Raw genomic sequence first — 10190 nt, 5'->3', positions numbered from 1 at the left:
ACGCCAACGCCGACCCCATCAACAGCTTCGACCTCACTGGCAACGGCCCCCAGCATGACGGAGAGGGCGGCGGCGTTCAGCAGCCCTACGGATATTCCGAAATTCCGCGGTGGGCTTGGCCCGAATATAATAAGGCCCACCCACCTGACAATTTAGAAGCGACTAGGGCGGCGCAGGATGGGGCGGCCGTGTTCTCGCGGTCCTATGCTGGCGGTGCAGAGGTGGTGGCCGAGCTCAAGAACGGGCGGATGACCATGGCGATAGACAACGGGGAAGGTACTGTGCGCGGTCGTCAGATGTTCGAAGATGCTATGGACTATTTCGGCCCGAAGTATGTCATGGCATTCGACGCCAAATGGAATACCGGCATGTCGACCAATTTGGACGCCTTCAACGCGAACATCAGGGCGGGAATGTCCATTCAAGACGCCGCAACCAACACCTTCACGGGCCACATGGCCGCAGAGTATGGACTTACAAGGGTCGCCCCTGGGCCGATGAAAGGTGAACCTGGGCATTATACCAATGTTGAAGTCACCTTTGAGAGACCTTGAAGATGGGAGAAATATCTTGAGCGACAGTGAATTGCGCAGAATTATTGCGGAAGGCGCCACCTTTATGGACGTACTGAAGTATCTTTCTGGGCGGGAGGGTAAGCCGCTCACGCCCATGCGTTTCCTGTGGATTTTTCAACACGAGCTGAGAATCTCATTTGTCGAATCAAGAAATATTCTCGACTGTTTCGATCCTGCTATGAATCCGACCGTTGATATCGGTCAGATCAACGAGCGGGGACGACAGCTCTTGGGTATGGCTAACCTTGACGCAGAAGATGACGTTCCGGAAACGCCGTATTAGGCGTCTGCAAACCTATTTCGTTGCCGTCGAGGTCAACGATTCGACGTGCGGCGGCGCCTTCGACGCGAGCCGATTCGCCGCCCGCGCATACAGGATCACGATGACTCCGCCGACGGTGTTGGGCCAGCACACGATGGTCGCATCGTCCCCGCCCGGGGAAGCGCAGTTCGTCGGCGACCAGGGCGATCATCGCGCGGTCGACGTCGCCGACCGCCTCGATGTAGATGGGCGCGGCCAGGGCCCAGGCCATGTAGTAGTTCGTCAGCGGCGCTTTGGCGGGGTCGGTGACCACGATGCCCACGCGGTCGTCGAAGGGGAAGGTGATCTCGAAGCCGTCGATGTCGTTGATGTGGGCGACCTCGTTGTAGGTGACGTTGTACATGGGGTTCCTCCTCCGGTCGGTTTGTGTTGTTCTTTGTATCAACACACTAGCTCTGGATCGGGGTCGGAAGTCAAGTTCGTTCGGCGCGAACAATGTTGTGCCAGAGCGGATTATGCGAATCGACTAGTTGGGTTGCGGAGTTGCTGGCGGGAACCGGTCGGGCACGCGTTGCGAAGCTGGGCAGGTCCGTGTTCGGATGGTGGGGCCAGTGGGCGGGGGATGTTGTTCGGGTAGCGAGAGGTGTGGGTTGATGCAGTCGGCGATCGTGTCGGCGACGGAGGTGTCCGCGATCCTGTTGTGGGTTGGGCTGGTGGCCCAGTTGGTGGTGCGCCGGGGTGAGCCGCATCGGGAGGTTCTGTTCGCCACAGCGGCCTATGCCTTGGTCGCTACCCTGTTCCTGCCGCCCGTCGCGGTCCGCGCTGCCGAGCTGTTGGGGTCGGAGCGGCCGTGCAACATCTTCTTGAACGTGTGGAATGTGATCACCTCGGGGCTGATGATCGTCGCGGTCGTGGCCCCGCGCGGGTGGCGGTCGGCCGCGAGCGCGGCCTGTGTGACGGTCGCGGTCGCAGCGGGGGTGTGGTGGATGGCGGTGACCTTCGTGCCGTCCCCGGCAGGGTGTGTCACGTCGCTGGATGTGCCTGCGACGTCGGTCTTTTGGTGGTTGTTGATCTGCTGGCATCTGCTGGCGCACGGTGTGGTTCTGGTGGCGGTGTTCCGTGATCTGGCGATGGTTGCGGCGGCGGCGCGGTGGGCGCGGATCGGCGTGTGGTGGTACGTGGTGGGCTACACCTTCTCTGGTACCTACTGGCTCACTCTGGTGGTGGTGCTGGTGACCGAACGCCGTTTCCCGGTGCTGACGGTGGTGGCGAACAGCGGTTGGTATCCGCTCACGGTGATGACTCTCACCGGGGCGGTCTGGTGGCCGGTGGGCGCGTGGATAGTGTTCTACGGTCGTGCCGTGATCGAATTCCGGCGTGCCTGGCGAGGTCTCGCGGCGCGGGGCTGGTCGCGGGCCGAGCGTCAGCAGTTCTGGGTCCAGTCGTTGCGGGGCTGGTATCTGTCGCCTGCCAAGGCCTCATACCGGGTCCGGGTGGCCGAGGCCGATCACGCGATCAGCAGTGTCGGGGAAAGGTAAGGACGATGACGAACTCGAAATTGAGCGCAGGCGGGCTCGACGATGCCGACCGGTTGCGCGTGATCAGCGGTTCTGTCGATGCCTCGTCGCGGGCGGTGATCACCGCGCTGGACCTGCCGGCGGACCCGGCCGTTCTGGATATCGGGGCGGGCAACGGATCGATCGCTCGTTGGGTCGCCGACACCTTTCCCGAGGGGCGGGTCGTGGCGTTGGACAAGGACACCACGCTGCTGACGGCTGAGCCGATGCCGGGCAACTGCACTGTGGTGACCGCCGACATCGCCGACTACACCCCCGAACCGGCCTCCTTCGATCTCGTCCACGCGCGGTTCGTGCTGGCGCACCTGGCCGACCGCGACCGCCTGTGCGCCCGGGCGCTGGAGTGGATCCGTCCGGGCGGCCATCTCGTCGTCACCGAACCCTTCTCCCTCGGGGTCCGCAGCCGGTATCCGGTGGCCGCCGAGGTCCTGGGCGCCTACGAACGTTACTGCGAGACAACCGGATTCGATCTGACCTGGGCCCGTCGAGTACCCGCGGTGATGCAGGCGAACAGTGCACAGGTGGTCGACGTGCGCACCTTCACCGGACGGTTGGGGGGTGGCGCAGGCGTGGACCGCTGGTATCCGCTCATCGACCGGGTGGCCGACGAACTGATCGCCGCTGGCCTGGACCGTGACACTCTCGACCGCTTCGCGGCGCTGTGCGCCGACCCCGACACCTACGACATACCCCAGGTGATCATGACAGTGGTGGGCCGCCGCCCCGGCCAGGTGTGAGCACTGCCGGTATCGGTTGCGTCGCTGCACTTTCCCTGAACAGGGGGTGACAGCGCAGTTCAGTACTTGCGCGGCCGCGGAGAAGCTGCCGGTGGGGTGAGTCCGTAGCGCATCCGCGCGAGAGTGCGACGGTCGCCGGGTGAGTAGGTGGGGGTGAAGGCGAGTAGTTCGGCGAATGCCTCGGCTTCGCGCTCGATCGGGATGGACAGGTCCGCGCGGGTGTGGGCGCCGAGCAGGCCGCGGATGTGCTCGGGATCGGTGAACAGATCGTCGCCGAACAGCCGCGAGAATCCTTCGGCGCTGATCACGCCGCGCGGATCGTGGTCGAGCAGCAGGTGGGCGTACTCGTGGCCGATGCACTGGGACGTCCACTCCGGGCTGCCGTCGTCGCGCACGATCATGATGTCGGTGTCGCCGAGCGCGAAGGTCATCGCATACACCCCCGCACAGCCGGTGTCATCGACCCAGAACTCTGCGGGCTGGCCGATGATCTGCACCGTCCGCCCCCGGTAGAGGTCGACCCGGCGGCGGAATTCGTCCAGGTCCCATGGCTGGGGGATGACACCAGCACCGGCGAGGTGCCGGTAGAGCTTGCGGGCGCGCCGCGTGGCTCTCACGAGGGGGCCTCGAATCCTTCGTCGCCGGGGGTGGCCGGGAGGTTCTCCAGCACCCGGGCGCTCTCGATGATTGTGGCCAGCCGTCGCAGGGTCGGCGCGCTGAGCCCGGAGGCGCGGATGGCCAGGTTCTGGGCCTGGTTGTCGCGCATCGACGCCAGCAGTTCCAGGCGTGCCTGATTCTCCTGGTCTTTCGGGCCGGGGAAGAAATAGGCGGGGTTGACCCGGAAATAGGAGGCCAGCGCCTCGACCAGATCCATGCGCGGTGCTGTCACGTGACCGTTGCGCAGCTCGGATAGGTATCCCGCGCTGAGCGAGGTCCCCGTGGTGGCGGTGAAGTCCTCCAGAAACCGGGCCCCCGACATCGGCCGCCCGTTCTCTCGGGCCAGCACCTCCAGGAGCTTGTTGAGTTTGTCGGCGAAGGTGATCTCCTGGCCGGGCTCGCCGGGGGCGGGCCGGGTGTCCTCGCTCATCTGTCCAGGGCCTCTCGGTTTCGCGTCCGCTGTCTATTACACACGGTGCGGGCGGCACCCCCTACCGGTCCGGGGGTTGGGGGTGCGCTGTGATGCCCATCCTAGAGGTCTGTTTGCGCATGGAAACATATCTGCGGCTACACTTCACACCCGTGAACGTTCACGTGTGTGAAGATCGGGCAGGCAAGTGACACGCTCCTGTGAAGGGGGTGCGAGGGGTGCAGGCCCGGCGGACACGATCGAGGCCGCAGGTTCCGGCGGGGGGCGCCGCCGGAACCTGCGGGCGGTGAGCGGTGGCGACGAGGGCGCCGGTCGTGACAGTGGTGCTCGGTGGTGGGGCGCCGAGCGCGGGTTGTTCTGCGGCGCAACACGTCCTGGGGCGTACCGATCTGAATTACGCGGAGGGGAGAGATCGGCACGCCCCCGGAAGTGCTGTGCCCGGCGAAACTGTCCGCTGACTCGGGCGCCCCGTGTCGAGCGTAGGGCACCCTCGATGCCTTGGTGTGGATGTCCGGGCTCGAGCCCCTCGGTGCAACGGTGAGTCGCAGGGGTCAGTGCGGTGATGCCGGGGCCGTGTCGGCGGAGATCACGCCGACGAGCCGGTAGGCGTCCGGACGCGACAGCAGGTGTTCGAGCTGAACGGTGATCCGGCGTACGATCAGCTCGGGGAGCCGGGGCAGCACGTCCGCGTCGACCGACCCGTGCAGATCGCCCTCGGGACGGTTCAGGTAGAAGGTGCGCCGCCGGGTGCGGTCGGCGTCGAGAACCCCGGTGGTGGTGACGATTTCGCGCGGCCGGTCGATGTCCGGGTTGATGCGCAGGATGCGGGCGTGCGCGCGGGAGAGCACGGCGTGGTCGGTGCCGACCGCGCCGTCGAACTCCACACTCACGCAGCGGTCGAGCTCGGCGACAGCGGTGGTGAACAAGGCGACGGCCGCGCGTTGGCTCGGGGGCAGGGAGGCGATGGCGGCGTGGGTCAAGTCGTCGTCGGCTGATGCCGGCAGGGTCCGGCACAGCTGGTAGACCGCGCACTCGGCACTATCAGCGCACGAATCCACCACCGCCGCACCAGGATCGGGCGCGATCGCGGCGACGGCGAAGATCAGGGTGCGTGAGGTCGCGGCCAGTGGGGACACTATCTCGGTGAGCGCGGCGTGGTTGTCCTGGGCGGTGGGTGGTCCGGCGTTGAACATGTCGCGGCCGTCGCTGAACATGGTCGCGGCGGCGGCCAGGCTCATGGCGAGCGCGGACGCGGTGTCGGGGGGCAGTGGGCCGTTGGCGGTCACGATCACCTGCGGGTGTGCGCCGGGGAAGTAGTGGGCTTCGGCGGCCAGCAGGGAGGCGTGCAGATCCTCGGTGAATCCGCCGCCGGTGCGGTGTGCGGCGGCGTCTCGGAAGGGGTTGCTCACCATGTCAGTTCGACCACCCCTCGCTCGGCGAGTCCGGGATCGGCGGCGAATCGTCCACGGTCCCAGATTGTTTCGTCGGCGTCGCGGATCAGGATTGCCGCGATGTGGTTTCCATCGGGTGCATGACCTTGACGTAGGGTTGCGTGCGTGTGTCACCGGCGACAATGAGGTCGGTCATGGTGAATAGTCTTCTCACTCTGAGTTTTTCCGCTTCGCTGAGCAGTTCCAGTTCGGCCAGGTTGGAGGGAAACACTGTCAGGATCAGTGCGGGCCCGTCGGCGGCGCGGGGACTGCCGTCGCGGGTCATGAAGGTCCCGTCGAGTCGGATTCTCCTCGCCGACAGGTACTCCCGGATCTGTCCGAGGTAGGCCAGCAGGCCCCCAGAACACCACTTGGCGGGCGTCGGTGAACTCGGCGTCGAGCACGAGCCGCTCGTGCACCTGCTCGGTCGTTGCTGGCCAGCGTCCGGGGGGTAGTAGTCCCTCGGTGGTCCAGCCCGGCAAATCCATTGATTCCCTCCCAATCGAATAGTCAACTCATACGCGCGCTCCCCCTCGCTCACGCTGGCGATTCCCCGCCGACCGGCATCGAGCAGGTCCTTTACCCACGGACTCGGTTGGTAAACACCAAGTTTCGTGGGGCTTGACAAAGTTTTAACACGAGCGTCTTCGGCGCACCCAGCACCGGCTTGTTCCCGGTGTACTTCCACGCCTTGTGAATCCGCGCCGTCAGGTTCTTGCGGTTGATGTCGCGCACCCGCAGCGCGGTCACCTCACCCCACCGGGCACCGGAGGCGATGAGGAATTCGACCAGCAGCCGCCACCGCTCCGGCAGCGCCGCTGGCAGTGCCGCGAACTCGTCCGGTTCGAGGAAGTGCATCTCGGTCTGGACCACGCGCGGCAGTTTCGTGTGCGCGCACGGGTTTTCGGTCAGCAGCTTGCGGCGGCTGCCTTGGTACCAGTAGATGATCTGGTAGTAGGTGCTGCCGTTCTTCCGCGTGCGTTCGCGGATCTTCGCCATGAAAACCTCTGAGGTACATATCGGCTCCAACAGGTCACACGTCGTGCTCGACGTGGTGAAACTGCCGACTGTCCTCGAATGCCACGAAAACCGTGACCGCACGTGACCGCAAATCAGGAGCAACCCGAAAGTTGCCCCTGACCTGCGGCTTCGCAGCGGAGGATAGGGGATTTGAAACCACCTATTTCCGCAGGTCAGAGTGTTCTTTAGTGCGTTTTCGCTGCATTTCGGGACAATTCAGTACATTTCACGACACAAACGTTCGCTCTGGACCGTGACGCGGTCAAGGTCATCGGGCGAGTCATTTTGCCCCAGAATCGGTAGTTGTGCAGGGATTTTCGGCGTCGGCGGGTTGCTTGGCTGCGTCAGGCGCTCCCTCGGCGGTGTGGGGCGCACCCTGGGGCCGTGACGGGGTCACGGCGGTGTTCGCGGTCGTGAGGCCGCAGTGCCGGGAGGTGGCCTGTCGCGGGGCGGAGAGGTCACGGCAATCGGTTGGCGATCCGCTGGAAGGGCCTGCTGTGGCCTTGCCTCTGGCGGTGCGGGGAAGTGCTGCGGGCTGCTGGAACGAGCGTGGGGCCGCGCTAGTTAGTGGTGGTAGGCGGCCACGGCGGCGAAGTAGACGCCCAGCGCGGGGATCGCCACCCCAAGTGCGACAAGGACCGATCCGCCGATGGAGACCTCGTGCGATTTGGCAATCGCCCCGACGAGAAACCCCAGGTTCAGCGCCAGTGACAGCGCCAGGAGCAGGGCAAGCAGCTGATTCGTACTCATGGGATCGACCATCGGGCAAGAATGGTGTTCCCACACGTTGCAGGATATTTCCGGGAGATCTTCGGGAGCAGTTCAGCAGTGGCCAGTTCACCGTCAGCGCGCGCCTCGGCCCGTCCCGAGGCCGCCCGCAATCTCGGCAACCTCGTCAGGGAAAAGCGACGTCGTTCCCCGATCAGGACCCAGGCCGAGCTTGCCGCAGTGGCGCACTCCACCGACAGTGTTGTGTCCGATTTGATGAACGGCGCACGGCCCATCCCCTGGGAGACGGTTGAGCGAATCGTCAGGGCCTTGGACGCGGACTCGGTCTGGATCGCTGAAGTCCGGGAGATGTGGCAGACCGCCGACCTCGCATGGCGCAGCGCTGACGTACACGTTGCCACGGGGGAGCGGGTCGGTCCCGGTCAACTTCTGGATGAGGTCGATCCGATCGACGACTTGGAGGTGCACCTGCCGATCACCGTGGATCAGGGGCGTGGCCTACCTCCGCTTCCGCCGTACTTTTCGCGGGGGCACGACACCAGACTGGCTGTGCTTGTGGAGCGCGCTGTTGCTGGAAAGAGCACCATGGCGGTTCTGGTGGGGGAGTCGTCCACCGGGAAGACCAGAGCGTTGTGGGAGTCGTTGACACCGCTGCGCACCGCAGGTGAGTGGCGACTATGGCATCCGCAGTACCCGACACGACGCCAGGCCCTGGTTGACGAGCTGAATCGAGTCGGCCCGCAAACAGTGTTGTGGCTCAACGAAACCCAAAAGTATCTCGGTGACGGAACCGGCGCCGGCGACGAGCAGGTCGCCGCCGCGTTGCGTAACCTCCTTGCCGACTCCTCGCGTACGCCGGTGCTGATCCTGGGCACCCTCTGGCGCCGGCACTACGACGCACTGTGCCGCGATCCCGCCTCGCAGTCGCGAAAGCTGTTGGAAGACAGGGTCATCGAGGTGCCCTCGACGTTCACTGATGCCGAACTGGCCAGCATGCGCCAAACCCGCATGGGTGACCCCCGGCTGGTGATGGCGCTCGACCGTGCCGAAGACGGTCAGGTGACGCAATATCTGGCCGGTGGTCCGGAACTGGTCGACCGGTACCGGTTACAGGTTTCGCCTGCAGCCAAGGCGATCATCGAGGTGGCCATGGACGCCAGCCGTATGGGGTATGGCGACATGCTGCCACACGCGTTGCTGGAGTCCGGCGCGTTGGCATACATGACCAGCCTCGACCGCGATCGTCTCGCGGAGAACTGGTTCGAGTCGGCTCTGGCTCAAACCAGCGAACCGTGCAAAGGAGCGCGGGGCCCAGTTACGCGAATCCACTCCCTTTCCGCACATCCACGCAGCACTCGCCGCTCCGTCTCTCCGGTCCGCGATGGCTTCTCCGCGGGGGAAGGGCCGCTGTATCGGTTGGCCGATTATCTCGACCAGTACGGACGTATGCATCGCGCGGATCTGATTCCTCCGATCGGCTTCTGGGAGGCGGTCGCTCGGCATGGTCATCCCGATAGCCTGACTGGGCTCGGGGCCGCAGCGCACGCGCGTGGCCTCTACTGTGACGCCGCTCAGCTGTGGAAGAACGCCGCCCTCCTCAATCACGATCCGGGGCGCATTGGCCAGCTGGTCGCACTTCTCCACAAAGTTCATCCCGACGACGATCGTCCCTCGATGTGGGCTGTCGAAAACGTCGCACTTGGTAGCTCGGCCGGTGTGGCCTACCTGCTGGACCTGTGGCGTACAGCGGAGATGACCACCGCGACAACAGCATTGGCGTCCCGGATCGCCAGTCACATCGGCGATATCGAGCTCGGTAGTGTGTCCGGCGCCGCGGACCTGTGGAAAGCTCTGACGGAAGCGGGAGCTGTCAACGCGGCTGCCGCGCTGTTGACTCGGATAGCCGCCCGTATCGATGCACTCGCCTTCAGCGATATATCCGGCCCGACTGCCCTCGGGAGGCAACTGGAGGTGCCTGACGCGACCTATCTATTGGCTGCACTGAAAGAGGCGGGCATGGACACCGCGGCGACCCAGTTGAGATTCCGAATCGCCAGCAGTGTCAATGACTTCGACTTCCGTCACGGTCCGACCAGCGTCAGGGACCTCTTGCACCTACTGAGGGAAGAAGGAATGGACCCTGCCGCGACCACGCTGGTCGATCGGGTAACCCGCTACGCCGAGGGCGTGGCTCTCGACTCTCCGTTGCACGTGGGTGCGGTGCTGGACTCGCTATGCGATGCTGGCTTGGACACGGCGGCTGCCGCACTCGCAACCCGGATTGCCAGCCGCATCGACGACCTCGACTGCAATGACCTGTGGGGCATTGCCCTGTTGTACGCGCGCTTGAAGAAGGCGGGGATGGATACCGTACTGACAGCTCTGGTCGCTTGGGTCGCCAGTCATATCTACGACATCGCTCTCGACAACCCGCTCGGTCTGTTCAGCGTGCAGAAGGCGTTACGGCAGATGGGGATGGACACGGCGGCGAACTGCTTGAGTACGCGACTGATCAGGCACATCGAAGATGATGTCCCCAAAGATTTGGTCGGCGCAGTCATAGTCCTGGACGCTTTCGGAGCAGCGGAAGCGGATGTACGTGCTGGACTTATCCACCGCATGCCGGCGGCGGGCGAGTTCAAGAGCTTTGTCAAGTATTCCGGTCAGCGAGAACGGTTTCGGTTCGGTCGGGACCCGAACGGGCAGCCTGCGGCAGCGTGGACATGGGATGATCTTTTCAACTAGCGGTATATCGAGCCGACCGAAGGGGCCG

At 64.7% G+C, this 10190-nt stretch carries 12 protein-coding genes; 5 read left to right on the top strand and 7 right to left on the bottom strand.

Annotation, left to right across the window (positions count from 1 at the left end):
- Both ACIA76_RS41120 and ACIA76_RS41115 read left to right on the top strand, forming a co-directional pair.
- The coding region (locus ACIA76_RS41120) for a hypothetical protein (protein ID WP_397160601.1) at positions 1 to 554 on the top strand (554 nt) is incomplete at its 5' end.
- A 16-nt stretch (positions 555 to 570) separates the two neighbouring features.
- Positions 571 to 858 carry a hypothetical protein gene (locus ACIA76_RS41115; protein ID WP_397160599.1) on the top strand — a complete coding sequence of 96 codons (288 nt, stop codon included), beginning with the start codon at positions 571 to 573 and terminating at the stop codon, positions 856 to 858.
- On the opposite strand, the gene ACIA76_RS41110 is transcribed toward ACIA76_RS41115, so the two are convergent.
- Entirely contained in the window at positions 815 to 1240 is a 426-nt protein-coding gene (locus ACIA76_RS41110) for a hypothetical protein (protein ID WP_397160597.1), read from the bottom strand. The genes ACIA76_RS41115 and ACIA76_RS41110 overlap by 44 nt on opposite strands.
- A 250-nt stretch (positions 1241 to 1490) precedes the next feature.
- On the opposite strand from ACIA76_RS41110, the gene ACIA76_RS41105 reads away from it, so the two are divergent.
- A complete protein-coding gene (locus ACIA76_RS41105; protein ID WP_397160595.1) occupies positions 1491 to 2375 on the top strand; it encodes a hypothetical protein in 885 nt (294 codons plus the stop codon).
- Between the two features lie 5 nt (positions 2376 to 2380).
- Entirely contained in the window at positions 2381 to 3151 is a 771-nt protein-coding gene (locus tag ACIA76_RS41100) for a class I SAM-dependent methyltransferase (protein WP_397160593.1), read from the top strand.
- A 59-nt stretch (positions 3152 to 3210) separates the two neighbouring features.
- On the opposite strand, the gene ACIA76_RS41095 is transcribed toward ACIA76_RS41100, so the two are convergent.
- From ACIA76_RS41095 to ACIA76_RS41070, 6 genes are all read right to left on the bottom strand, one after another.
- Complete coding sequence (locus ACIA76_RS41095; protein ID WP_397160591.1) at positions 3211 to 3768, bottom strand: hypothetical protein; 558 nt, start codon at positions 3766 to 3768, stop codon at positions 3211 to 3213.
- On the bottom strand, positions 3765 to 4238 hold the full coding sequence (locus ACIA76_RS41090; RefSeq protein WP_397160590.1) for a transcriptional regulator: 474 nt from the start codon (positions 4236 to 4238) through the stop codon (positions 3765 to 3767). Before ACIA76_RS41090 ends, ACIA76_RS41095 begins: the two co-directional genes overlap by 4 nt.
- 551 nt (positions 4239 to 4789) lie before the next feature.
- Positions 4790 to 5650: a hypothetical protein gene (locus ACIA76_RS41085; protein WP_397160587.1), complete on the bottom strand. Its 861-nt coding sequence runs from the start codon at positions 5648 to 5650 to the stop codon at positions 4790 to 4792.
- A gap of 85 nt (positions 5651 to 5735) precedes the next feature.
- Positions 5736 to 5954, bottom strand: coding sequence for a hypothetical protein (locus ACIA76_RS41080; protein WP_397160585.1), 219 nt, complete (start codon positions 5952 to 5954; stop codon positions 5736 to 5738).
- 293 nt (positions 5955 to 6247) lie between these two features.
- Positions 6248 to 6667, bottom strand: coding sequence for a hypothetical protein (locus tag ACIA76_RS41075; RefSeq protein WP_397160583.1), 420 nt, complete (start codon positions 6665 to 6667; stop codon positions 6248 to 6250).
- 585 nt (positions 6668 to 7252) lie between these two features.
- On the bottom strand, positions 7253 to 7438 hold the full coding sequence (locus tag ACIA76_RS41070; protein WP_397160581.1) for a hypothetical protein: 186 nt from the start codon (positions 7436 to 7438) through the stop codon (positions 7253 to 7255).
- 21 nt (positions 7439 to 7459) lie between these two features.
- Between ACIA76_RS41070 and ACIA76_RS41065 the strand changes: the two genes are divergently transcribed.
- Positions 7460 to 10162 carry a helix-turn-helix domain-containing protein gene (locus tag ACIA76_RS41065; protein ID WP_397160579.1) on the top strand — a complete coding sequence of 901 codons (2703 nt, stop codon included), beginning with the start codon at positions 7460 to 7462 and terminating at the stop codon, positions 10160 to 10162.
- Positions 10163 to 10190: the final 28 nt, after the last annotated feature.

It is taken from the genome of Nocardia sp. NPDC051570, from assembly GCF_044454005.1.
Classification (GTDB): Bacteria; Actinomycetota; Actinomycetes; order Mycobacteriales; family Mycobacteriaceae; genus Nocardia.
The sequence above is the reverse complement of the archived record's forward strand: the minus strand, read 5'-3'. Positions and strand labels throughout refer to the sequence as shown.

Coding starts and splice junctions, on each gene's coding strand:
- ACIA76_RS41110 (WP_397160597.1), bottom strand. CDS start 1,240: ATGTACAACGTCACCTACAACGAGGTCGCCCACATCAACGACATCGAC.
- ACIA76_RS41105 (WP_397160595.1), top strand. CDS start 1,491: ATGCAGTCGGCGATCGTGTCGGCGACGGAGGTGTCCGCGATCCTGTTG.
- ACIA76_RS41100 (WP_397160593.1), top strand. CDS start 2,381: ATGACGAACTCGAAATTGAGCGCAGGCGGGCTCGACGATGCCGACCGG.
- ACIA76_RS41090 (WP_397160590.1), bottom strand. CDS start 4,238: ATGAGCGAGGACACCCGGCCCGCCCCCGGCGAGCCCGGCCAGGAGATC.
- ACIA76_RS41085 (WP_397160587.1), bottom strand. CDS start 5,650: ATGGTGAGCAACCCCTTCCGAGACGCCGCCGCACACCGCACCGGCGGC.
- ACIA76_RS41080 (WP_397160585.1), bottom strand. CDS start 5,954: ATGACCCGCGACGGCAGTCCCCGCGCCGCCGACGGGCCCGCACTGATC.
- ACIA76_RS41075 (WP_397160583.1), bottom strand. CDS start 6,667: ATGGCGAAGATCCGCGAACGCACGCGGAAGAACGGCAGCACCTACTAC.
- ACIA76_RS41070 (WP_397160581.1), bottom strand. CDS start 7,438: ATGAGTACGAATCAGCTGCTTGCCCTGCTCCTGGCGCTGTCACTGGCG.
- ACIA76_RS41065 (WP_397160579.1), top strand. CDS start 7,460: ATGGTGTTCCCACACGTTGCAGGATATTTCCGGGAGATCTTCGGGAGC.